This is a genomic window from Streptomyces sp. NPDC006879 (assembly GCF_042869595.1).
In the GTDB taxonomy this organism is placed as follows: Bacteria; Actinomycetota; Actinomycetes; order Streptomycetales; family Streptomycetaceae; genus Streptomyces.
In genome coordinates, this window is record NZ_JBIAGC010000014.1 from 29,846 (window position 1) to 52,571 (window position 22,726).

Sequence of the window (22,726 nt, forward strand, 5' to 3'; positions counted from 1 at the left end):
GCCCATGACCGAGTCCGTCGAGAACGGCCGCTCCGCAGTTTCCGGCGCCAGTGGCCGACCTCAGCGCTCCGGAGGCCGCCGGGTCCGCCGAGCCCGCGCCCGACTGCTGCCCCCGCCGGCCTGGTGGCCGCTGCCCGCCTGCGCGGCGCTGGGCCTGGCAGCCGGCTTGGGGTACGGGCTGCTCAAGGCGCCCGAGTACGTGGCCACGAGCTATGTGGTCGCCGTTCCCGGGAAGAACGCGCAGCCCGCCACCGCACTGGGCTTCGCCCAGGCCTACGCGCGGATCGCCACCGGCCCCGCCACTCTCAACTACGCGGCCCCGAGAGCGGGGGTATCGGCCCGTCAACTTCACACGCGGGTAAGGGCGGAGACCTCTCCGGAGTCGCCGATGATTGCCATCACCGGGACGGCGGGGCGCCCCCAGGGCGCCGCCGACATCGCGAACGCGGTCTCTGACGCGCTCACTTTGACCAGCAACCAGTCGGCCGCCAACACCGGGGTCCAGCTGCTGATGTTCTCCCAGGCGGTTGCCCCCACGGAGGCCGCTTCCCCTTCGGCCCCCATCAGTGGCGCCGTCGGGCTCTGCGCGGGTGGCCTGTCGGGGGCCCTGGCGCTGCTGGCCCGCCCCCGCCGCGGTCGCCGCTCGGGTCCGCCACTGGCAGCCACCACCATTACCACCGTTCCCGCGCAGGACTCCGGTGAGGCCTCGGCTTCTCAGTCCTCCGTCAAGTCCGCGACCGGACAGGGAGTTGTCGGCGCCGGAGCGAAGGAACCGGTGCGATGACCGTATGCACCTCGCCGGGCCCTCGGGTCGCGGCAGACGCAGCACCACTCACGGTCACCCTGTGCCGGGACCCGCGCGGGTTCGCCGCCCTGGAGGCGCAGTGGAACCGGCTCCAGCGGTGCAGCACGGCGGCCACCCCTTTCCAGAGCCACGCCTGGCTGCACTCCTGGTGGCTCAGTTACGGCCGGGAGGGGAGGCTGCGGCTCGTCCTGGTCCGACGTGGCGAACGCCTGGTGGGCGCAGCCGCCCTGATGCTCGTCCACCGTCCGCTACCGCTGTTGGTACCGCTGGGCGGGCCGATCACGGACTACTTCGACGTGCTGGTGGACGCGGCGGAAGCCGCAGCCGTGGTTCCGGCTCTGGCCAGGGGGCTGTACCGGGCCGCCCGGTCAACGGTGATCGACCTGCGGGAGGTGCGGCCGGGAGCAGCCGCCGAGCGGGTGGTCCAGGCATGGCCGGGAGAGCGGCGTCAGCTGACCGACTCGGCCTGCCTGGAACTGCCCGCGCTCGATTTCGACCAGTTGCTGACCCGCATGCCCACCTCGAACGCCCAACGCACCCGGGCGAAAGCGCGAAAGCTTGACGCGCTCGGCATCGTGGAGCGCCAGATCGCGCCCGAGGAAGTACCGCGTGCGGTGGCCAACTTGTTGCGCTTGCACGAACTCCAGTGGCGCGGGCGCGGGGTCACCCCGGAGCATCTGCGTCCCCGGTTCGCCGAGCACCTGACCCGGGCGACGCGGCGGATGATCCGCAAGGGCGAGGCCAACCTCACCGAGTTCCGTCTCGACGGGCGGGTGGTGGCCGCCAACGTGACCCTGTTGTCCACTGGTATCAGCGGCGGCTACCTGTACGGGGCTGATCCCGAACTGCGCAGCCGCAAGGTCGACGTGGCGACGATGCTGCTACGCCACGACGCCCGGCGTGCGGTGGAGGGAGGCCAGGCCGCTCTGAGCCTGCTGCGCGGTACCGAGCCGTACAAGAACCACTGGCGACCGGAAACCAAGGTGAACCAGCGGTACCTTCTGGCCCGCGGCACGCTCGCCCCCATGCTGCGGTTGTACGAATCGCAGCTCGCTGGACGGGAACGGGCGGCCGACGCCCTCCGCGAGACGCTGCCCACCGCCCGCGACTGGCGGGCTCGCCTGAAGAACTGGCGGGCGGGGGGCGCGCGTCCGTGACGGGCCTAGAAGGGCCAGCGGTCGCCCCAGCTGAAGCGCACGCACACCTCGCGCCGTCCGATGAGGTTCTCCAACCAGTCCCCGAGCCCGAGGGGCACACACCAGCTCATCGAGTTGGGCGGCTCGGCGGGCGGCGCCGGAGGCGGCGTGGGCGCCGGCGGCTCGGTGGGGCTGGGGCTGGCGGTTGCGGTGGGGCTGGGTGCGACGGTGGGGCTGGGGCTGGCGGTTGTCGTGGGGCTCGGTGTTGCGGTCGGGGTATGCGTCGGCCGGGGCGGCACCGTGGGGACGGGCGGAATGGTCGGGGTGGGGACCGGCGGGATGGTCGGAGTCGGGATCGGCGGGATGGTCGGGGTGGGGATCGGCGGGATGGTCGGGGTGGGGACCGGCGGGATGGTCGGAGTCGGCTTCGGGGTCGGCTTGCCGTACAACATCGCGCGGAACACCTGCGCGGACCTGGGGTTGGACCCGCACTGCCACACGCCGTGCGGGCAGTAGTCGGTGATGGTGTGGTAGACGGGCTCGTGCCGATCGATCCACTGGAGCATCCGGCGCATGTACTCCGGGTTGTCGCCCCGACGCCACAGTCCCCACTCCGGGAAGGAGATCGGCTTGCCGTGCTCCTTCGCGAAGTCCACGTGGTGCTGGAGCCCGTAGGGCTGGGTGACCTGGTCGTCGAAGGTGGTGCCCGGCGGCTGGTCGTAGGAATCCAGTCCGATGATGTCGACGAAGTCGTCACCGGGGTAGCAGCGGGTCCAGGCGATCGCATCCGTCCCGCGGTTCGCGGTGAAGTCGAAGCGGAACTCCTGGCCGGGCACGGAGCGCATCGTGGTCACGACCCGCTTCCAGTAGGCCTTCCAGTTCTCCGGGTCCGGACCGCACCGGTGGGTGTAGGTGAGGCCGTTCATCTCCCAGCCGAGCACGATCACCGTGTCCGGCACACCCAGGTCCACGAGCCTCTGCGCAAGCTTCTTGAAGTGCTGGTCGAAACGTCCCCGTGCACCTTCCCTGATCAGTTGGCGCACCTGGGCGTCGGACACCCGGTTCTCGTTGCGTTCTTGCATCGGCACGTTCAGGACGAGGATCCGGTCCTCCTGTTCCTGCCGCCAGCGTGCCCAGGATTCGATGAATCCGGACCTGCCCTCGATGTTCACCCACAAGTCGCCCGGCAGGTAGGTGTGGCCCACGCGCATGTCCCGCCCGCCGAGCCAGCGGGACAGTTGTGGGATTCGGGCCACTCCCTGCTGTCCGTAGTGCAGGTAGGCGCCCATCGGAACGTCCGAGGTCAGTACCGGCAGCGCCCCCGGGCCGGGGGCGGGGTCCCCCTCCGCGGCGGCGAGGGCGGCACCTGTGGCGAGCAGGCCGGCAGTGACCGTGCCGATGCAGGTGCCCGCCAGAATGCGTCGGGGAAAGGCGACCATGGTGACTCCTGGGCAGTGCTGATCTTTACGGATGCACATCAGTTAGGCATGAAGTCCGACTAATGGCCTGCCTAGTGACGCTCCGGTAGGCCATTCGCTTTAACCGGCTGTACCTCCTTGGCCCGTCTAGGTGAAAGACCCGTTTCATGGCAGCGTTCGACACCGCAGTGCCCGTCCTTCTGCTCAGGCTCGACCGGAATCCGTTCCACCACGGCACTCTCGGTGCCGTCCGGTCACTGGGCCGCTGGGGGGTGGAAGTGCACCTGTTGCTCGACGGGGCGGAAGCCGGCGGTGGACCGGTGGCCAAGTCCCGTTACCTGCAAGCCGTGCACCGCAGGGCCACCAGCGAGGTCACGCCCGAAGCGCTACTCGTCTCCCTGAACCGCGTTCACGAACGCATCGGCCGTCCGGCGGTGCTGATCGCCATGGACGACCTCAGCGCCATCACCGTGGCCAGGCTGGCGCCCCGGCTGTCCGGCCGGTTCATCTGCCCCCCACAGGAGGACGACCTGCCCGCCAAGGTCGCCGACAAGGCCACGCTCGCCTTGCTCTGCGAACAATGGGGCATCCCTCACCCGGAGACCGTCGTCCCCTCCAGCGTTGAGGAGGCCGCCTCCGCGACCCGTCGGCTCGGCCTGCCGGTTGTGGCGAAGTGGAGCCGGCCCTGGCTTCTGCCCGCTGGGGTCGGACTGCGCAGCACCACCGTGGTCCGTACGTCCGCCGAAGCCCGGGCGCTCTACGCACGCAGCTCGGAGGCGGGCAGTCGGCTCCTGTTGCAACGGTTCGTACCGGGCGACCAAGACACTGACCGCTTCTTCCACGGATGTTTCGGTGCAGGGGGGCGCCCCCTGCTCACCGGCTCCGGCCGCAAGGCACTGTCCTGGCCGCTGGGAGCCGGACTGACCGCCGTCGGTCGCTGGCAACCCGATCCACAGGTGCAGGCGGCCGGCGAACGGCTGGCCGGCCACCTGGGCTACCGGGGGATCCTGGACCTGGACTTCCGACGGGACGAGGCGAACGGCGGCGTCTACCGCTTGCTCGACTTCAACCCTCGCCCCGGGGCCCAGTTCCGGCTGTTCACCGACGTGCACGGGCTGGACGTGGTCCGCGCGCTGTACCTCGATCTGACGGGGCAGCCGGTGCCGGCCCAAGCCGGCGGCCCGGGCCGCGTCTTCGTCGCGGAGAACTACGCGCTGCTCGCGGCGCTGGCCTCCACGGGACGTACCGGCCTCACACGATTGAGTGATGACCGACCGTCATGGAGAACCTCACGACCCGAGACCGCGTGGTTCTCCGCGGATGACGCGCTTCCGTTCCTGAGTATGGTTTCTGCCTTCCTGGGGCGCGGGGCGCACAAAGGAGCCCAACGGATCCTCGGTGCGATGAGCACCGGCCCCAGCCGTGGCAGCCGGCCAGCCGTACGGGCACCCCGGCAGCGCGGCGGTGCCCCGTCCGTGGGAGCGGTCGGCGACGGGCAGGACCAGTCCGAGAGGGCCACCCCTGCCGCTCGATGAACGTGTGACGACCGGCGTGGCCGCAGCGTTGCGGCTACCCGAGAAACAAGAGGTGAGGCGCCTCATGCACGACCTGGTAGTGATCGGAGCGGGTCCCTACGGACTCTCCGTCGCCGCGCACGCGGCCACCGCGGGACTTGACGTCAAAGTGCTGGGGCGCCCCATGGCCACCTGGCGTGACCACATGCCCCAGGGCATGTTCCTCAAGTCGGAGCCCTGGGCATCCAACCTGTCCACCCCGCTGGCTGGTCGCACCCTCGGCGACTACTGCGCCACCCGGGCGATGACGGCCAGCCACGGCAATCCACTGCCCATCGAGGTCTTCAGCTCATACGGGCTCTGGTTCGCCGGCCAGGCAGTCCCCGCGCTGGAGGAGCGCACCGTCACCTCCGTCGTGCCCTACGGGGCCGCCTTCAAGATCACAACTGGGGACGGTGGAACGCTGGTGGCCCGCGCGGTAGCAGTCGCTGTGGGCGTGCTGCCCTTCGCGCGCTACCCACGGGCCCTGCTGGAGCTGCCCGACGAGCACTACTCCCATTCCACCGGCCACCACGACCTCGGCCGCTTCCAGGGCCAGGACGTGACGGTCCTCGGCGGCGGGCAGGCCGCCATGGAGACCGCCGTGCTCCTGGCCGAGAACGGGGCGCGCCCCCGCCTGGTGGCCCGCGCCGGTCAGCTGCGCTGGAACACGCCCGTCAAGCCGCTGGCCCGCTCCCCACTGCGGGCCCTACGCGACCCGCACAGCGGTCTCGGCACCGGCTGGCGCAACTGGGCGTACGCCCGGACACCCTGGGCCGTGCGCCGACTGCCGGCCGAGCTGCGCAACCGCATCGCCGAGCGCGCCCTCGGGCCGGCTGGTGCCTGGTGGCTGCGGGAACGCTTCGAAGGGCAGGTGCCCGTACTGCTCGGCCGACGGCTGCGGGCAGCGGCCTTCGGGAAGCGGGTCCGACTGGAACTGCACTCCGCCGACGGACCGGACCACGTCCTGGAAACCGGGCACGTCATCGCCGCCACCGGCTTCGTACCTGACCTGGGGCGGCTGCGACTGCTGGACGGCGGGCTGCGGGACTCGCTGCGACGGGTCGCCGCAGGACACACCCCGGAGCTCAACGGTGGCTTCGAATCCTCCCATCCCGGTCTCTTCTTCGCCGGGCTGTTGGCCGCGCCGTCCTTCGGGCCGTCCATGCGCTTTGTGCACGGGGCGGACTTCGCCGCGCGTAGCCTGGTTCGTGGGGTACGGAAACACCTGGGGCGCCGGGGTGCCCGGCGCACCGGCGCGGTGGCCCCGCAAACCCGTCCCGAGTATCTAGAGTCCTTCATGCCGTGAAGGAGAACTGACGGTGAGGGCGGCTGTCGTGAGCGAACGGTCAGAGCAGGCCCAGGGGCGTGGTTGGGTACGCATCCCCGCCAGCCGCGTGGAGCAACCGGCGCCAGTGGCTCCACCCCCGTTCACGGCAGCGTCTGCGCGGGCACCCGGCACGGGGGCCCAGGACGAACAGGTGCCCATCTACCAGTCCCTCCTCAGGCGCTGGCGAGAGGCCGGGCGGACGTTGCCCGGCCATCCTGATGAGGAGTGGGAGCGACTGGTCTCCCAGCCGTGCTGGCCCGGCCCTTAGGCGGTGTCGTATGTCGGAACCCGAGCCGGGAGAAGTGCCCGAGCCGGCGCTGGAGGACGCGCACGGCCCCGTGCGCAGCGCCCGGGAGCGGCTCGCGCTGAACAGGATGGGGAGTTTCGACTGGGACCTCCAGGCCGGCACCTTCAACCTCGACGCCCCCGGCCTCGCGGTCTTCGACCTCACGCCGGAGGAGTTCAGCGGCACCCCGGAAGGCCTGGGCATCCGAGTGCGCCCCGAGGACGGCATCCGTCTCGACACCGCCGTGCAGGCGGCCGTCGAGAGCGGAGAGAGCTCCTACGGCTCCTACTTCACCCTCAACCGGCGGGACGGCAGCGAGCAGTGGACCCATACCCAGGGCAAGATCCTTCGCGATGACCAGGGCCGTGCCCTACGCATCGTGGGCATCGTCCGTGACGCCACCGCCGAGATGGCGCAGTCGATGATCCTGCGCAAACTCGAAGCGGCCCGGCAGAAGCAGGCCACCATCGTCCAGCGCACCACCGAGGCGCTGTCACGGGCCGTGACCGTGGACGACGTGACCGCGGTCCTCACTGGTGTGGGGGCGTTGGAACGGCTCGGCGCGGAGGGGCTCGCCCTCGGGCTCGTGGAGAACGGCGCGCTGAAGATCATCGCGCTGAGCGGGGAGTCCTTGGAGATCCTCGAAGAGCGCCGGTTCACTCGACTGGACGGTTCGCTGCCACTTTCCCAGGCCGTTCTGACCCGCAAGGCCCGGTTCGCCACCTCGCTCGCCGCACTCGCCGACGAGTTTCCCCTGCTGGGGCCCTATCTGCGCCGCATCCGCTTCGACGCCGCCGCCTATCTTCCGTTGATCGCCCAGGCCAAGGCCATCGGCGGGCTGGTGCTCTTCTACCGCACCCGCACCGAGTTCAGCCCTGAAGAGCGCAACCTCTGCCTGGGCCTGGCCGGCATCGTCGCGCAGTCGCTCCAGCGTGCGCTGCTGTTCGACCAGGAGCGCGAATTCGCCACCGGACTCCAGGCCGCCATGTTGCCCCGCCGGATTCCCGAGATCACCGGCGGCGAGATCGCGGTGCGCTACCACTCCGCGTGGAGCGGGCGCGAGGTCGGCGGAGACTGGTACGACGTGATCTCGCTCCCCAGGGGACGGGTAGGGATCGTCGTCGGCGACGTGCAGGGCCATGACACCCACGCCGCCGCGATCATGGGGCAGCTACGGATCGCGCTCCGGGCCTTCGCCGGCGAAGGGCACGCCCCCGCCACGGTGCTGGCCCGCTCCTCGCGCTTCCTCGCCGAACTCGACACCGAACGCTTCGCCACCTGCATCTACGCGCAGGTGGACCTCAGCACCGGGGGAGTGCGCGCGGTACGCGCGGGGCACCTGGGGCCGTTGATCCGACACACCGACGGCCGAACCGGCTGGCCGAACCTGCGCGGCGGGCTCCCGCTGGGCCTGGCCTCGCTCTTCGAACAGGAGGAGTTCCCGGAAACCCAGCTGGATCTGGTACCCGGGGAGATGCTCGTCCTGTGCACCGACGGGCTCGTCGAGGAGCCAGGTATCGCCATCACCGCCGGGATGGAGGCCCTCGCCCATGCCGTACGCACCGGCCCGCAAGAAGCCGGCGCGCTCGCCGATCACCTGCTCGACCAGCTCTGGGAACGCTGGGGCTCGGGAGACGACGTGGCCATGCTCGTCCTGCGCAGAGCCCCCGACCCCGGCACCCACCGGGCACCGCGGATCCACCAGTACGTGCACCAGGCCGACCCCGAAGGACTCTCGGAGGCCCGTTACGCCCTCCGGCAGACACTGCGCGACTGGGGGATGGCCGAGCTCGCCGACGACGTGGAGCTGGCCGCGGGCGAGCTCCTCGTCAATGCGCTGCTCCACACGGACGGAGGAGCCGTCCTCACCCTGGAGGTGCTGCCCGAGCCGGTCCGGCGGGTCCGGCTGTGGGTCAAGGACCGCTCCAGTGTCTGGCCGCGCAGACGCACCCCGGGTGAGGCCGCAACGACCGGACGGGGGCTGCTGCTGGTGGACGCGGTGGCCTCGCACTGGGGAGTGGAGCCGAGGGGGGACGGCAAAGCCGTCTGGTGCGAGTTCAGCGTCCCCGCCGTCCCCGCCGGACGGCACTGACGTCTCGCGAGCCGCCGGCGGCGACCGAAGGGCTCGCACCCCGCGCCTGGGTCATCACGCCGAGTGGCGGCCCACCGGTCCGCGGGTGAACATCGCCTCATGGAAGGGACCCCAGAATGCAGTGGATGACCAAAGCGCGTGCCACCGGGCTGCTGGTGGCGCTCGTAATGATCTCCGGCATCCCGACCCTGGCCGTCCGCGCGGCGGGTGAGGCACCGGAGGGCCCGGGTTGTCAGTCGGTGGCCTTCATGTCGATGACGGGTGTGGGCCCCGCGTGCGGCAGGTGACCGCACGCGGTTGAGCCCATGGCGCCCCTCGCTCAGCGGTGGTCGACCAACTGGACCGGGACCGGTGCCGGTGAGGCCAGCAGCCGCACCGGCGGGAAGCCGGAGCCGAGGCTGGTCAGCTGCGGCCTCACCTCGGCCGCACCAGCGTGGAAGGGCGTGTCGGCCGTGTTGATGGTGACGCTCCACTCGTGCTCCGCGCCGTCGCACCTCGCAGCCCGCCCCCCGACCCCCTTGGCGAACCCGTCCTGCGCCAGGCTCGGCGAGAGGTAGATCCTCCCTGAGGGTGAGGTGTTGACGCAGCGGTACGTCCCGGAAAGAGTGACGGTGTCTTCCTTGGTGATGTGGCCGTATTCCTGTACGGAGAATTCAGACGTCCGGGATTCTGCCTGGGCCGGTACGGCGAAAAGGGCGGCCATGGTGGCTGCGGCCAGCACGGTCTTGAGGGTGCGCACGAGTGCCTCCGAGGAAGAACGAGTAAGTGATCGGAAACCGACGTACCGAATTGTGCTGATCCGGAGCCCGCAACTGGCCGCCCTGCGGATCGTGTCGGTGAATGCATTCGGGTGCGTCGCTGCGTGACGATGGCCGCGAAAGCCCGCGCCCACCCCCACGCCCCCGAGGGACTTCCATGCGCCGTCTCGCGACCGCTCTGCTGCCCTTGCTCCTGCTCGGCGCCACCGCCTGCCAGAGCGCCGCCGAAGTTCCGGTGGCCGACCCCGTCGGCGCGGCAGGAGTCGCCGGCGTCGACCACGAACCACCAGCTCCCGACGGGCCCACGGCCAAGGGGGTCGGCCGGGTCGGTGACACCATGAGCTTCCGGGGGCGTGACGTGGGCCGGCACCTTCAGGTCACGCTCAATGCCTATGTCGATCCGGCGGTCAGTGTGGAGCCCGACCGGCGGCCCCTGGATGGAACCCGTTGGGTGGCGGCTGCCCTGGCACTCGTCAACGTGGGAGGCGCCTCGTACGGATCAGTCGGGCGGATGTGGGCGGTGGACGCCGAAGGCCACCGCTACCCGTCCGTGGTCAGCGGTGAACTCACCACGGGCCGCCCGCTCGTTTTCGAGGCTCTCGCGGTGGGTGAGAAGGCGGAGGGATGGGTGGTGTTCGAAATTCCCAAGACAGTGCACATTGCGCGCCTGCACTACCAAGATGCGAACAGCCAGGCGAATGGGCGTGGTGGGGTCTGGGTCGTTTAACCCACCCGGGTGAAAGCAGACGCGGTACGGGGTTGAAAGACGGCTAGGGTGCCGGGTCATGACCTCGACTCAGACCGAAGCCACCGGATTCAACGCCGCTGCGCTGGGCACCCTTTCCGTGCTCGCCTGGATCGGCGATCCCGAAGAAGGCCACGATATCCCCTACCTCCTCGCCTACCCGTTGGGTGACGGTGCGCAGGGCCCGGAGGCGGGGGTGGCCGCCGCGCACGCCCTCCTCGACCGGTGCGGGCTGAGCGTCGGAGACAAGGTGACCGACGGCGTCAGCAAGCCGGGGTTCCCGGTGACGGTCATGGTCGAGGCAGGGCAGGCCGCACTGACCATGCCCGGTTTGAACGCCCAGTGCACGGCGCCGCCGGAGTGGCTGGAGGCCGCCGACGAGCAGGGGCAGGTCTACTTCCTCTTCGCGACCCGCCCGTGGCCCGAGGCCCAGCCGGGTCGGGAGATCACCGCTGAGATGCTCCAGGGCTTCGCGGGCGACGAATCGGTGTTGACCACCTGTGCACATGTGGTCCTCCCGGTCACCAAGTTGCGCAAGTAGCAGTACCTCAGGGGCGCCGCGGGTCGGTGTCCACCGGGCTCCCAGCCTGCCCGGTGGGCACCGGCCCGCTCCTATGCGGGAGCACGTCGGAGCCCCGCAAAGGAGCGGGCCGCCAGCCCCTGGAAGCCAGGAGGAGTCCCGCGGGCCATGGGGCCCACCGGAGCGTCGGACGGTACCGCGGGCTCGCGCCGCCGTGCCGAAGACCGGACAGCATCAGGGGCCGATGGCGAACTGGAGTGAGCGCACTCGGTTGTCGAAGTTCGACCCGGCGAGCTCCGGTAGGCCCACCGCCCGTAGATTCACCTGACGGGTGAGCAACTCCCGGAACAGTGCCTTCATCTCCACCCGCGCCAGATGGGCGCCCAAGCAGAAGTGCGGGCCACCACCTCCGTATCCCAGGTGTGGATTCGGGCTTCGAGTGATGTCAAAGCGATCAGGGTCCCGGAAGACCGTCCCGTCCCGGTTGGCGGAAGCGTAGAAGAGCACCACCTTGTCGCCGGGGCATAGGACGCGGCTGCCGACGGTGCACTCGGTCGTGACCGTGCGGCGGAACTGGATGATCGGGGTGGAGTGACGCACGATCTCCTCCACCGCACCGTCCGCATGCCTTTCGTAGTCCGACACCAGCAGTGCGCGCTGTTCCGGGTGCTCGGTCAACAGTGACAGTCCGTGGGCGATCGCATTGCGGGTGGTCTCCACCCCGGCGACCATCAACAAGGAGAAGAACGAGCCCAGTTGGCGGGAACCCAAGGTCTGGCCCGCCACGTCTGCATGGACCAGTGCCGAGATCAGGTCATCGCCGGGTGAATGGCGACGGGCCCGGCCGATGGCCGCGACCATCCGCTGCATCCGGGCCAGGGCCCGCAGCCCCCTACCCGGAACGCGCAGGCGCGCCTTGAGCCCGCGATCGACACCGATGTACTCCGAGGCGTGATTGACCCGGTCCACGATCTCCGGTCGACAGCGCTCCGGAACTCCCATCATGTTGCAAATGATCTCCAGCGGTAGCCGGGTGGCGACAGCGGTGACGAAGTCCGTGGGGCGATCGGCCAGCAATTCGTCCACGATTTGGGCCGCGACCCGGTCGATGTCCCGCTCGGCCTCGGCCAGAAGGCGGGGAGTGAAAGCGCGCGAGACGATCTTGCGGAGTCGGGCGTGCTCAGCGCCATCGAGGTTGACCATCGAATCACCGAACAGGGTCCGCACCCAGCGGGCCGGCTCCGGCGTGGTCACCCCCGGGGAGCTCGCGAACACCTTGGGAGACCGGCTGGCGAGCACCACGTCCGCGTGTTTGACCAGCGCGTAGAAGCCGCGAGCTGGCTTGCGTCGAGAAGCCGGACGTTCGGTGAACCACACCGGGTCCGCCAGCTCTCGAAGCCGGGCGAAGGCAGCGAGCCGATCGGCTGGTGGCTGCCTCCAGAAGGCCGGATCGGCAAGGTCCTCGACGCCTGTGGGGGCAGTACCAGAGGCGCCAGCGGTCCGACCGACCGCCCCTGACCGTGCCGGAACTGTCATCGCAGTGCCCTCCTCGATCGCGAGGGGGCAGCCTCGCTGCTCTGCCGCAGGAGGGCCGCCACCTTCAAGCTGCAGAACGGGCAACACGGCCCGGGCGGTCGATGCAGGCATCCGATTCCTCCGAAGGAGGCCTCGGTGGTCGCTCAGATTGACAGCGCCGGGCTGCTCGGGTCGTTCGCGCTCGGCCGCGCCGAGAGGGCCAGCCCGATGGCGACGCTCGCAGCCAGTACCAGTCCGGTTGCCGGCACCGCCCACTCGCCCCCGTAGGTGCACAGAAGGATCACAAGGCAGGAGAGGGGCAGTACCAACTGCTGGGCCACAGTGGTCTTGAAGAAGCGCGCGTGCAGTAGCCACACCGTCAGGAGAAACACGGCGACTGGGATCGTCACCGAAGCGTTCGCCGTGACCTGGGAGATCTCGGCCTTGCCGACTGCGTGCTCCACGGCGACCTCCATGCCCGCGCCGATCGCAGCCGCCGAGCCGAAGATGACGTAGTGCCCGTATCCCCAGGGGATGGCCTCACGGTTGCTGTTCAGCCGCTGGTGAGCTGGCACCGCGAAGTAGATCCACCAGGCCGCGAAGACGATCAACAGCCCACCGGCCGCCAGGGGCAGCAGCTCGTCCCAGGCGCTGTGCTCGTCGACTGCCGACTGCACCGCCACCGTGCCGGCCGCGATCGTCTCGCCCAGCACGATGATGGTGAACAGGCCGTAGCGCTCCACGATGTGGTGCGGATGCCATGGCGTCGGGTGGTGGCGCTCGGCGAGCATCGGAACCGACAGCTCCGCTGCCACCATCAACAGGAACAGCCACTGCCTGAGGCCGTCGGGGACGAAGAGCAGGATCACCCAGCCTGTTTGGCAGGCCACGAGCCCGGCTGCGTAGGTCAGGGCTGCCCGGCGAGCGCTGCCGGTCTCTGCGCGGGCCGCCCGCAGCCACTGCGCGGTCAGTGCGGCTCGCATCAGGAGGTAGCCGATGACCGCGATCGTCCAGTCCTCCTCGAATGCCCGGGGCACGCCAGCCGCGAAGACCTGCACCCCGGCGATCTGGACCAGGGTCGCGAGGCGGTAGGGCACGTCGTCGCAGTCGTAAGCGGAGGCGAACCAGGTGAAGTTCATCCACGCCCACCCGTGGACCAACGGAGCAACACCGTTCCTGACCTGCGAAAACGCGAGTTCAGGCGGTCCGCTCCCTACAAGACGTCGAAAGCGTCTCTCCGGCCGCGCGGGCTGACTGGAATCCCTTGCACTCTAGGCAGGCCAAGGAGCGGCCACCTTCGGCGATCGGGATCAGATGGAACGCGACGACTTGGCCACCCTGCGGGCGCTGGGCTTCAAAGACGAGGAACTGAAAACCCTTGGGCTTTGGGACGTGCCGACTGGGAAGCCTGCCGACTTGGCAGAGGCATACATCAGGCGGTCGAAGAAGCGGGATGACCTGGCCACGCTGAGGGCGCACGTACGGGACGTGTGCCGCACCGCTGCTGCGCAGGGCAAGACCATCCGCCACGTTTGGTTTGAGCAACGGAGCGCGAGTAAGGCGCACGTCCGGCGCGAGCAATTCGATAGCGCCATAGCTGCACTCCTCGAAGGGCTGTCGAAGACCTTCTACGTCTGGAAGACCGACCGGCTTTCGCGGCGCGGAATGGGTCAGGTTGGCCTATTGCTCGATGACTTCGATAAGCGGGGGGCTCGTCTCGTCAGTGTCACGGAGGGGCTCGACTCCGCCCAGGGCGGCCGCATGATGTTCGCCTGGCTCTCCGAGCGAGCCCGTGAAGAGGCAAAGGACATTGCCCTTCGCACAAAGACGGGCGGTGACGCACACAAGGCGGAGGGGCGTTGGCCGGGCGGTGTAGCGCCGTACGGGCTTCACAGTCCGAAGGGGTTGGGAAAACTCACCCAGAACCCCAAGGAGTACACACACGCACGGAAGCTGATTGCCGAACGCCTCTTGAACGGAATCACGCCTGCCGAGATCGCAAACGATCTGAATCAGCGCAAGATCTCAACACGAAAGGGGAAGCAATGGCGGGCGCAGACCGTGATTCATCTCGCGCATTCTCCTAGCTGGGCCGGTCTGATTCCAGACCGAGAGAGGGCAACTGATGAGTTCGGCACCCCGCTGGAAAAGTGGTATCGGGGCGGCCCGCTCATGGGTAGCGATGGGCACCCCATTGCATGCGGTGAAGGCGTAGTCACCTTTGCAGAATGGCAGAAGATCCAAGCAATCATCACTGGTCGTTCTCGCCCGGGAAGCGCCATTGGAGATCGCACGCGCGGGGTGCGTAAGGCGGCAACCATCATGACGGGGATACTGCGATGCCCGTACTGCAAGGGGCCAATGGGGAACGGGGGCGCAAATTATCGTTGCCTTGCGCGCATCAATCAAGGTGTCTCGGTCTGTGTTGGGGTAGCCACCAAGCGGGGCCGCGTCGATGACGCTATGGAGGTGATTTGGACGAACCACATTCTGAGCCTCCCGGTGGACTCGCCCACCATCCATGCAATTGCCCGCCGCTGGCTGTCATATGAGGACCCAGCGAAGGAAGCAAGGAGGCAGGCAGTCTTGGCCGCACTCGACCGGGCGGCATCACGAGAACTCAAGCTCAATAAGGAATTCTTCCTGGGCGCGACAGGTGGCATGGATGAAGCCACCTACGATCTCTTGCGCGCTGATCTGGCAGCGCAGATAGCCGGACTCAAGGCAGAAGTAGCCGATCTTGCAAAGGTGGGTGACCTTACCCCGCTGATGAGTTCGGAAGCGTTGGCGGTTCTCTGGAATGGGGGTGGTGTGGAAAAGCGTCGCGCCCTAATTCAGGCAGCTGTTAAACGGGTTACAGTATTGCCTCCGAAGGGGAAGGGGGATCGCACTCCGATTGAAAAGCGTCTAGTCATCGAGTGGCGAGACAAGCAAGACGCGCGAAACATCGACGCAGCCATGGGGTTCATAGAGCGGCGTCGCCTTGAGCAGGAGGCCTTGCAAACCGCTTAGTGGCCCACCTAAGCCCCGAACTGGCCCCGCTGGTGACATCCGACCGGCGGGGCTTTTCGCTGCACCCTACAATCCCTTTCACTCCAGCATCCCTAGAAAGGCGGCGAAATTCGACGGATCTGACTGATCACGCGCCCTACTTATGTCGAATATCTCTGGAGACCCACGCATGAATACGACGAGATTCACCGAACTGCTCAGCGCACTACGGGAAGCCGAAGGCGCAGCATGGGACGGCGTAGCCAGAGGGGGTGACCGGACGCTGAGACTGCATCAGGTCGTAGCGCGGGCCTTGCGGGCAGCCGAGGTGATCCTGAGGGGCGAGCCGTGCGCGGGGCCGGAATGCGGCCTGACGGTCGAATACAGCGGCGCAGGACGGCCCGCCCGGTACTGCTCTCGGCGTTGCCGAGACCGCGCTGCGTACCGGGCGAAGCGGCAGCGAGAGAGCGCGGGCCCTCTCGCTTCCTCGGACCTTGGTGGTGACGAGTGACGAAATGATGAGTAGTTCTGTTCCGTCTATAGAAACATAACCAAAGCTTTTATAGCTGCAATCCGAAAGTGACGTCATCACGTCACTCGTCACTCTTGCCCTTCGCCCCTTGCGCTGTGATCTCCGCGCCCGATTGGCGTGAGGCACTGCCCCAAGGGTCACCTACTGATCAAGTACGTGCCCCGGCTTCAACGAACCGGGGCCTTTTTCATGCACTGAGACTGGAGACGCATCGTGTACTACAACCCAACTGACGTGACTGAGAACGAGATTGATGCACTCGTTGACACCCCTGACGAACTCACTAAGCGCGTGAACCCCGAGCTTGTCCGGGCGTTCATGAAGTGGGACACCGCCCGCGTCATGTCCGGGGAGAGTGGCCCCGTGGACGTACGTGCTGGGTTTGCCCGTGGCGGCTACCGGCTGATAGCCGATCCGTTCCGGCCCTTGTGGGAGTTCCGGCCCGCACTTCGTACGGACGTGCTCCGATCCCGGCTTATCATTCGCCGCCGTGAAGCACGGCCCATGTCGTGGAAGACGAAGGGCGGCTCTATCCGTGTGGTGGATGGTGTGAAGGTGTTCACGGGCGAATGTGAAGTGTGCGGTAAAACCTATGAACAGAAGCGTCCGGAGGGGCAGAAGCGCCGTTGGCCGCTGATGTGCTCGGACGAATGCCGAGCAGAACGTAACCGGGAGCGCAAGCGCGAGTGGGCAGCGAAGAACCGCGCTGAACGCAAGGCCGCGTAGACACTTACTAATCCCTTTGGAGGGGCTTTCCGAGATTCGATCTCAGCCCCCAGCCGGCCTGGACCCCCAATTTTCGAAGGTCCGGGCCTTTCTGTTGCCTTCAAGAGGATTAGTGAGGTGCCTTCGTTGAGTCATGCCGAGATAGCCCGCGTTGCCATAGAGAAGCGGGAGACCGCTGCCAACAAGCTGCGAGAACTGGCGGAACGAGTGGGTAAGCGTTCCTTCACGCCAAGCGAGACGAAGGAGGAGGGAAAGCTACTCAGCGAAATCAAGGAGCACGACGATACGGCCAAGCGTCACATTGCTGCGTCTGCCGCTGAGGAAATGGCAATGCGTGTGAACTCTCCGCTTCAGCAGATGGGCACCACGCGGGGCCTTTTCCCCGGTCAGCCCACCGGTCCGGGTGTTAGCGCCGGTGAGCTTCTGAGCCGGTCCCTTTCGGAGTCGCGCGGTATCACCACGACCGGCACGGGTAAGGCTTTCAGCCCGGAGCAGACGGCCGCTCAGTTCGTCGACCTTCTGGCCCCTCAGTCGGTCGTTATGGCGTCCGGTGTGAGCCGTGTACAGACGAACGCCGAGACGTATTCATTCCCGGTGATCCGGTCCGACTTCACGGCGGGTTTCGTGGGTGAGCTTGACGATCTGCCGACCGGTGGTTTTGGTGCTGAGCCGCTGAAGGTCACGCCGAAGAAGCTTGCCGCCGCTGACATGCTGGCGAACGAGCTTGTGGAAGACGGGGGGCCGAACTTCCTGAATCCCGTTGCCAAGTCGCTCATGCGGTCGGTCGCACTGGGCTTCGACCGTGAGGCGCTGATTGGCACCGGTACCGGTAAGGGATTCGTCGGAATCTTGAACAATGTGGGAATCCAGATGCACGCGGTGGCGGGCGGGCTCAAGGACCTTGACCCGTTCGTCACGGCATTCGGCAAGCTGGAAGCGGCGAATGCGAAGGCCACGGCCATTGTGATGAGCCCCACCGCGTGGGCTGGACTGATGGCGCTTCGTGAGGCGTCCGGGTCGCTGAAGCCTCTTCTGAGCGAGTCGGCCGGTTCGCCTACCGCTGGTGTTCAGCGCTCGATTCTGGGTGTGCCGGTATGGCTTTCCTCGTTCATGCCGGATGCCGACATTCTCACCTACGAGGCAGACCAGGTGTTTGCCATCTGGCGTAAGGATGCTGGATTCCAAATCTCTGATCAGTTCGGATTCCTCAAGGACGGTACTGCCGTGCGTGCTATCGCTCGCGCCGCTATCGCTGTCCCGAACGCCGCTGCCGTTTGCAAGATCACCGTTACCTCCTAAGAGGAGTTCTCAATCATGTCTTTCTTCAACACCACTGAGCCGACCGTGACCATCCGCATGACCGGCTACATGAGTTACGGACCCACCACTGACGGCATTCCGTCTCACCTCCTGGAGAACGGCCAGGCGTACGACGTTCCGAAGAGCGAGGCTGAGTGGCTTCTCTCCGCTGAGCTTGCCGAGCGAGTCTGACTCGTGTTCGTGGAAATACTCTCAGGGGTGCGCATTGACCGCGTACCCCTGGGGGTCGGTATGTGTGTGCAGTGCCCCAGTGACGTAGGGGGCTATCTCATCGAAATGGAATGGGCGCGCAAGCGGGGGGCTGCCCACAAACTCAATGACGGCCGCTCGCTGATCGCATTCAAGGTGCGAGAGATTCCGGGCACAGCAGAGGAGTTGAGCGAGTGGTCATCGTGGATGCGTCCGGCGTGGATGCGACCCGATGGCCGCGCGGTACTCAGCGGAGATAACAGGCAACGTATTGCGGTTCGCTGCCGATTGTGTCAGCGATTCGGATACAGACTCAAGGACCGGTTGCCTGAGAAAGCGCGACGTGATGAGCGCTCGGATTGCTGGGTCATCGAATGTAACCGTTGCCGCTCCGTTGACGGGAAGTCATCACGCGAATGAGCGCGCGTGCCCCACACTGACAACCGCTGAGGGGGCGTACGCAGTGCGAAAGTTCAGACCGATTTCCGCTCAGCGATCCCGTCCTCAGAACGGGAAATCTCTACGTAACGAACAGACCCTTCGGCGTTGTTCGTTTTCCCCGACACCCCAGAAAGGAGGGGACCTCTTGAAGGTCACCACCTGCCAACACAAGCCGTGCGGAAAGCCGTTCGGCAAGAACGCCGACGCGAGACAGCGCTACTGCGACAGCCGTTGCCGGGTTGCCGCGTCACGCGCTCGCAAGGCGATGGCATCGAACGGCAGGCTTGCCACCGTGACGGCGCTGAGCGCCCCTGAGAGCGCCCCGGAACGGTTCGATGACGTACGGGCGCTCTGGGGCTCTCTGATCCGCCAAGTAGCCGCTGACGGCTTCATGGTCATCGGCGCAAGCGGGCTCCCCGTCGCCCATCCCGCGCTGAGGTACTTCACCGCGCTGCACTCCGCCATGCGCGACCTTGAGGCCGGTACCGATTCCGGCAGCACGGAAAGCCCGCTCGAACAGATGCAGCGCCTTGCCCAACAGGCGCTTGACGAGCTTGATCCGGAGGACTTCTGATGCTTAATCAGCAACCCGTGAGTCCCCAACTCTCCGCGCTGGCGTGCCGATTGGGGGATGCGGCCGATCCGCCCACGCATCCGCTGTGGGTGCCGTTCGCGGGTCTCTTCGCTGCGGAGCTGGGCCGTGCCCCACTGCCCATGGACCTGTTCGCCTGCATGGTCTGCCCGTGCCACTTCTGACCCCTGCCCCCGTGGTTGGCCTCCGCTCGCGGGGGTCGCTGCGGGGGCTTTCGTCGTGGCCGGACAGGCCCTCTTGACGGGTCCGCTCGGGAGAGTGAAGGTCCTAGAACGATGTAGAACCCAAAGCTAGCCGGAGGCGGTCATGGCACTACGGTTCATCGCGAAAGACCCCAACACCGACGGGGCGAACTGCCCGACGGTGTGGGTGGATGAAGAGCGTCAGGAACTCTTGTTCCAGGGCTGGGATGCGGACGGCGAAACGCTCGCTGACTGTCTCAAGGCTGGGCCGATTCCTGACGGTGAAGGCGTCGTTCGGCTGCCCATGCGAATGGTGGCCGCTATTCGGGAGGCATGTGATGTGGCGGAGCGCTCCACCGTTCGGTGAGCTGCTGACGGGGTGTCGGAAGTCGGCATTGCACCTTGAGATGCGCGACCACTACGACGACCCGGACGAAGCTCCACGTGTCGAGGCATGGAAGGCAGGGAAGAGGCCGGACCCGAATTATCGGGATTCCTGGTGGCGCCCATGGCTGGACATGGTTTCGGAAACGGTAGGGCGCGGCGTAGAAATCCGGAGAGCACGGATCGTGTCGGAACCCGTCAGCGAGTACACCCGCTATCTCTATGACGGAACCTTCACCAACATCGCCGCTGGCGAACAGATTCGTTGGTTGCCCCGGAAGAAGGCTTCGGGAATCGCCCTGCCGGGAAACGACTTCTGGCTGTTCGACGGCCGGTTGGTGAGGTTCGGCTATTTCTCCGGGGAGGGGGCTTACCTGGGAGATGAGGTAACCGACGAATCTTCGATTGCCAAGCTCTGCGCCGAAGCCTTCGAAAGCGTCTGGAGTAAGGCAACACCGCACGAGGAATACAAGGTCTGACGGATTCAACGACTCATGTCCGCGTCGCCTTCATCGAGTGTCCAAGCTGCCCGCAAGGCGGTTGCTGACCGGTTGCGGGAGATCCGCCGGGACGCCAACCTCACGGCCAAGGACGTTGCCGACCGAACCGGCTGGTACAAGTCCAAGGTGTCTCGCCTTGAGAACGCCGTTACACCTCCGTCAGATGACGATATCCGGGCATGGTGTCGCGCTTGCGAAGCCGACGGGATGGCCGCTGATTTGATAGCGGCGTCCCGGTCGGCCGACAGTGCATACGTCGAGTGGCGCAGATTGCAACGCACGGGATTGCGACGGCTTCAAGAATCCTATGTTCCGCTCTTCGAGCGAACAGAGACGTTCAGGATCTATTGCTCAAATGTGATTCCTGGGCTGCTCCAAACGGAGGGGTATGCCACAGCGCTGCTCGGCTCCATCGCTGCTTTTCGTGGAACGCCGGATGACGTAACGGATGCGGTCGCTGCACGGATAGAGCGCTCCCGGGTGATCCGTGAAGGCAATCACCGGTTCGCATTGCTTGTCGAAGAGGCGGTTCTGCGACATAGGGTCGGCGGAGCGGAAGTGATGGCGGGTCAACTCGGCTACCTCCTTTCCGTAATGGCTTTTCCTTCGGTTTCGCTAGGCGTGATTCCCTTCTCCGCTGATCGGCGAATGTGGATGATCGAGACGTTCAGCGTCTACGACAAGAAGCGCGCACAGGTGGAGACGCTGACCGCGCAAGTGAACGTGACCGCTCCGTCAGAGGTGGACCAGTACCTCAAAGCCTTCGCGAAGTTCTCAAAGCTGGCCGTTTTTGGATCGGATGCCCGTTCCTTGATCACCTCCGCCATTGACGCGTTGGAGTGATGCCCGTGGAACTCCGTGGAACTGATTGGGAGTTGGACCCTCTCCGTTCCTAGCGTGGTGTCCAGACGGACGACGTGAAGGGGTCGGCATGAGCGAGCTGAGAACGTACCCGAGTGCCCCGGTAGACCTGCCGCTAAGGCTGGACCCGGAACCTGTACCCGCGCCCGGGTGCGCCGGTTGCCGGGAACTGGTCAACGTCCGGGACCGTGCCCGCACAGGGGGCGACATGACCGCTGTCTCTGACTGCAACGTCCTCATGCGCAAGCACCCCGAGGGGCATCAATGAGCCGCACGGTCATGCGGTACGTGAAGCACGTCATCACTCGCGTGCCGGAGGGCGGGGTCACGGCCGAACTATTCTGCACGGCGCACGGGTGCGGCCAGTCATCGGGCCCTCAGGGCGACCCGGACGGCGCGCAAGACTGGGCCCTACGGCATACCGGTCGGACCGGTCACGACGTGTTCCGGCGCGAGTACACCGACCATGCCCGCGTGACCCGTGTCGAGTAGAGCCCCGGCCCGCTGAGCGACGGCGAGCAAGGCAGCTCAGCGGTTCGGCCCGACCCCGTTCGTACGCTGCCTCCGTAGCGCGCGGGCGGGGTTCTCGTGCTCGGGCTAGGCGCTGACCAGGCCGGACGCTAGGCTCAGGTCAACCTGTTGCACCGTTAGGCCACGCCCACCACACGCCGAAGAAGACGAAGAGGTAGCCCACCACCCCGTCCGCCGTGTGGTGCTCGGTGATCGAGTGGACCAGTTGCGCGCCCGCCTGGGCGACGGCGACGACGAAGCAGAGGTCGAAGAAGAGTTCCAGTGGGGTCGCTGTGCGGTGCCCCTCGGTGCGGTTGCGGGCGGTCATCGGTACGTACGCCATGGCGACAGGAGAGCACGAAGGACCGGAACCGGCTGGTCGGACGCGCGGCCGGCTCCTGCTCAGCCCCCCGGGCGGGTCTCTTCGGAGAGGCCCCGCCAGGCGTGCGATCACAGTGGGGACCCGCCCGCTTGGGCTGCGCCGGGCTCCTTGGCGGTGTGCGGCGCGTCCAGGGCCCTCCGGTAGGCCCCGGGGGCCCGGCCGGGGGCTCAGGAGCGGCTGGGGTCCGAGCCGGCCCGCGGCCGTACCCTGGAGGCATGAGCACCGCCGCCACTCCCGGTCCGCGCAGGACACGAAGCGCGTCCGAGAGCAATGCCCCCAAGGCCAAGCCGAAGATCGATTTCGATGATCCGCTGGACCGGCCGTCCGCGGATGACTCCGATCGTGGCTGGGGTGACCGGCCGCTCGCCGATTCCGGGAGCGCCGCGGATCTCGCGCGCTTCCTCGACGAGAAGCCGCCGCACCACCTCTGAGCCCGTCCACGGCCTGGTCCGGTGAGTGGGGTCAGTACTGGGGACCGCGCCCCTGCCCGTTGTTGCGCTGGGCCATCAGCTCGTCGCGGATCTCCTTGAGCACTTCGAGCTCGGTGACCTCCAGGGTCTCCTTGACGCCCTCCTTGGCCTTCCGCCGGTCTGCCATCCGGGCCAGGTACTTCGCCATGGGCAACACCATCAGGAAGTAGACCACGGCAGCCGTGATCAGGAAGCTGAGCGTCGCGCTGAGCACGGTGCCCCACATGATCGGGATGCCGGTCATCACTTCGCCGGTGGCAGGGTCCACCTCGCAGGGAGACTTCAGGCAGGAGCTGTACTGGTCGAGGTCCTGGGTGCCGATCGCGCCGACCAGGGGGTTGATGACGCCCTTGACCACGGAGTTCACGATGTTGGTGAACGCGGCGCCGATGACCACCGCAACGGCCAGATCGACCACGTTTCCACGGGTCAGGAATTCCTTGAAACCTGCCCAGACGCCCTTGTTGCTCACAGGTGAGCCTCTCTTC

The 22,726-nt window shown here is 67.0% G+C and carries 23 protein-coding genes and 2 pseudogenes; 19 read left to right on the forward strand and 6 right to left on the reverse strand.

Translation table 11 applies throughout. From position 1 onward, the window contains the following. The first annotated feature begins 4 nt into the window (after positions 1–4). A complete protein-coding gene (locus ACFYMC_RS13790; RefSeq protein ID WP_388523537.1) occupies positions 5–784 on the forward strand; it encodes a lipopolysaccharide biosynthesis protein in 780 nt (259 codons plus the stop codon). Then, on the forward strand, positions 781–1,962 hold the full coding sequence (locus ACFYMC_RS13795; protein ID WP_388523540.1) for a GNAT family N-acetyltransferase: 1,182 nt from the start codon (positions 781–783) through the stop codon (positions 1,960–1,962). The genes ACFYMC_RS13790 and ACFYMC_RS13795 overlap by 4 nt, the downstream gene beginning before the upstream one ends. Positions 1,963–1,967: 5 nt before the next feature. Here ACFYMC_RS13795 and ACFYMC_RS13800 read toward each other — a convergent pair whose 3' ends face one another. Continuing rightward, positions 1,968–3,380 (reverse strand): glycoside hydrolase family 26 protein, encoded by a 1,413-nt coding sequence (locus tag ACFYMC_RS13800; protein WP_388523543.1) that lies wholly within the window; start codon positions 3,378–3,380, stop codon positions 1,968–1,970. A 146-nt stretch (positions 3,381–3,526) separates the two neighbouring features. Here ACFYMC_RS13800 and ACFYMC_RS13805 point away from each other — a divergent pair, with 146 nt between their 5' ends. The 4 genes from ACFYMC_RS13805 to ACFYMC_RS13820 all read left to right on the forward strand — a co-directional run bounded on the left by ACFYMC_RS13805 (position 3,527) and on the right by ACFYMC_RS13820 (position 8,907). Continuing rightward, the gene (locus ACFYMC_RS13805) at positions 3,527–4,894 is read left to right on the forward strand and encodes an ATP-grasp domain-containing protein (protein ID WP_388523547.1); all 1,368 of its coding nucleotides are present in this window, start codon (positions 3,527–3,529) and stop codon (positions 4,892–4,894) included. A 64-nt stretch (positions 4,895–4,958) separates the two neighbouring features. Further along, positions 4,959–6,221 carry an NAD(P)-binding domain-containing protein gene (locus ACFYMC_RS13810; RefSeq protein ID WP_388523549.1) on the forward strand — a complete coding sequence of 421 codons (1,263 nt, stop codon included), beginning with the start codon at positions 4,959–4,961 and terminating at the stop codon, positions 6,219–6,221. Positions 6,222–6,520: 299 nt separating this feature from the next. Next, positions 6,521–8,620, forward strand: a complete 2,100-nt coding sequence (locus ACFYMC_RS13815) for a SpoIIE family protein phosphatase (RefSeq protein WP_388523552.1) — start codon at positions 6,521–6,523, stop codon at positions 8,618–8,620. A gap of 125 nt (positions 8,621–8,745) precedes the next feature. Next, positions 8,746–8,907, forward strand: coding sequence for a hypothetical protein (locus ACFYMC_RS13820; RefSeq protein WP_388523555.1), 162 nt, complete (start codon positions 8,746–8,748; stop codon positions 8,905–8,907). Positions 8,908–8,939: 32 nt separating this feature from the next. Here the strand turns inward: ACFYMC_RS13820 and ACFYMC_RS13825 are convergent, their stop codons facing one another. After that, positions 8,940–9,359 carry a DUF6299 family protein gene (locus ACFYMC_RS13825; RefSeq protein ID WP_388523558.1) on the reverse strand — a complete coding sequence of 140 codons (420 nt, stop codon included), beginning with the start codon at positions 9,357–9,359 and terminating at the stop codon, positions 8,940–8,942. Positions 9,360–9,535: 176 nt separating this feature from the next. Between ACFYMC_RS13825 and ACFYMC_RS13830 the strand changes: the two genes are divergently transcribed. Both ACFYMC_RS13830 and ACFYMC_RS13835 read left to right on the forward strand, forming a co-directional pair. Next, complete coding sequence (locus tag ACFYMC_RS13830) at positions 9,536–10,105, forward strand: DUF4352 domain-containing protein (RefSeq protein WP_388523561.1); 570 nt, start codon at positions 9,536–9,538, stop codon at positions 10,103–10,105. A 58-nt stretch (positions 10,106–10,163) separates the two neighbouring features. Then, positions 10,164–10,664, forward strand: coding sequence for a DUF5949 family protein (locus tag ACFYMC_RS13835; RefSeq protein WP_388523564.1), 501 nt, complete (start codon positions 10,164–10,166; stop codon positions 10,662–10,664). Between the two features lie 213 nt (positions 10,665–10,877). On the opposite strand, the gene ACFYMC_RS13840 is transcribed toward ACFYMC_RS13835, so the two are convergent. Together ACFYMC_RS13840 and ACFYMC_RS13845 are read right to left on the reverse strand one after the other, a co-directional pair. Then, the gene (locus ACFYMC_RS13840) at positions 10,878–12,179 is read right to left on the reverse strand and encodes a cytochrome P450 (protein WP_388523567.1); all 1,302 of its coding nucleotides are present in this window, start codon (positions 12,177–12,179) and stop codon (positions 10,878–10,880) included. A gap of 143 nt (positions 12,180–12,322) precedes the next feature. Next, positions 12,323–13,306, reverse strand: a pseudogene (locus ACFYMC_RS13845) (low temperature requirement protein A); the annotation flags it as partial. A gap of 166 nt (positions 13,307–13,472) precedes the next feature. Between ACFYMC_RS13845 and ACFYMC_RS13850 the strand changes: the two are divergent. The 10 genes from ACFYMC_RS13850 to ACFYMC_RS13895 all read left to right on the forward strand — a co-directional run bounded on the left by ACFYMC_RS13850 (position 13,473) and on the right by ACFYMC_RS13895 (position 21,144). After that, positions 13,473–15,170 (forward strand): recombinase family protein, encoded by a 1,698-nt coding sequence (locus ACFYMC_RS13850; RefSeq protein WP_388523571.1) that lies wholly within the window; start codon positions 13,473–13,475, stop codon positions 15,168–15,170. A gap of 724 nt (positions 15,171–15,894) precedes the next feature. Beyond that, positions 15,895–16,407 (forward strand): hypothetical protein, encoded by a 513-nt coding sequence (locus ACFYMC_RS13855; protein ID WP_388523574.1) that lies wholly within the window; start codon positions 15,895–15,897, stop codon positions 16,405–16,407. A 126-nt stretch (positions 16,408–16,533) separates the two neighbouring features. Then, complete coding sequence (locus ACFYMC_RS13860; protein ID WP_388523577.1) at positions 16,534–17,706, forward strand: phage major capsid protein; 1,173 nt, start codon at positions 16,534–16,536, stop codon at positions 17,704–17,706. A 15-nt stretch (positions 17,707–17,721) separates the two neighbouring features. Beyond that, the gene (locus tag ACFYMC_RS13865; RefSeq protein ID WP_388523580.1) at positions 17,722–17,898 is read left to right on the forward strand and encodes a hypothetical protein; all 177 of its coding nucleotides are present in this window, start codon (positions 17,722–17,724) and stop codon (positions 17,896–17,898) included. Between the two features lie 604 nt (positions 17,899–18,502). Then, positions 18,503–18,931 carry a hypothetical protein gene (locus ACFYMC_RS13870; protein WP_388523582.1) on the forward strand — a complete coding sequence of 143 codons (429 nt, stop codon included), beginning with the start codon at positions 18,503–18,505 and terminating at the stop codon, positions 18,929–18,931. Beyond that, positions 18,931–19,113: a hypothetical protein gene (locus ACFYMC_RS13875; RefSeq protein ID WP_388523585.1), complete on the forward strand. Its 183-nt coding sequence runs from the start codon at positions 18,931–18,933 to the stop codon at positions 19,111–19,113. The genes ACFYMC_RS13870 and ACFYMC_RS13875 overlap by 1 nt, the downstream gene beginning before the upstream one ends. 142 nt (positions 19,114–19,255) lie before the next feature. Beyond that, the gene (locus tag ACFYMC_RS13880; protein ID WP_355629820.1) at positions 19,256–19,498 is read left to right on the forward strand and encodes a hypothetical protein; all 243 of its coding nucleotides are present in this window, start codon (positions 19,256–19,258) and stop codon (positions 19,496–19,498) included. Beyond that, positions 19,470–19,994: a DUF6879 family protein gene (locus tag ACFYMC_RS13885; protein WP_388523588.1), complete on the forward strand. Its 525-nt coding sequence runs from the start codon at positions 19,470–19,472 to the stop codon at positions 19,992–19,994. Before ACFYMC_RS13880 ends, ACFYMC_RS13885 begins: the two co-directional genes overlap by 29 nt. A gap of 15 nt (positions 19,995–20,009) precedes the next feature. Next, positions 20,010–20,858: a helix-turn-helix domain-containing protein gene (locus ACFYMC_RS13890; RefSeq protein WP_388523590.1), complete on the forward strand. Its 849-nt coding sequence runs from the start codon at positions 20,010–20,012 to the stop codon at positions 20,856–20,858. 88 nt (positions 20,859–20,946) lie between these two features. Further along, complete coding sequence (locus ACFYMC_RS13895) at positions 20,947–21,144, forward strand: hypothetical protein (protein ID WP_388523593.1); 198 nt, start codon at positions 20,947–20,949, stop codon at positions 21,142–21,144. Between the two features lie 378 nt (positions 21,145–21,522). Here the strand turns inward: ACFYMC_RS13895 and ACFYMC_RS13900 are convergent. Next, positions 21,523–21,729, reverse strand: a pseudogene (locus ACFYMC_RS13900) (low temperature requirement protein A); the annotation flags it as partial. A 254-nt stretch (positions 21,730–21,983) separates the two neighbouring features. Here ACFYMC_RS13900 and ACFYMC_RS13905 point away from each other — a divergent pair. Continuing rightward, a complete protein-coding gene (locus tag ACFYMC_RS13905) occupies positions 21,984–22,199 on the forward strand; it encodes a hypothetical protein (RefSeq protein WP_388523595.1) in 216 nt (71 codons plus the stop codon). A 31-nt stretch (positions 22,200–22,230) separates the two neighbouring features. On the opposite strand, the gene mscL is transcribed toward ACFYMC_RS13905, so the two are convergent. Next, complete coding sequence (gene mscL / locus ACFYMC_RS13910) at positions 22,231–22,710, reverse strand: large conductance mechanosensitive channel protein MscL (protein ID WP_388523598.1); 480 nt, start codon at positions 22,708–22,710, stop codon at positions 22,231–22,233. Positions 22,711–22,726 lie beyond the last annotated feature (16 nt).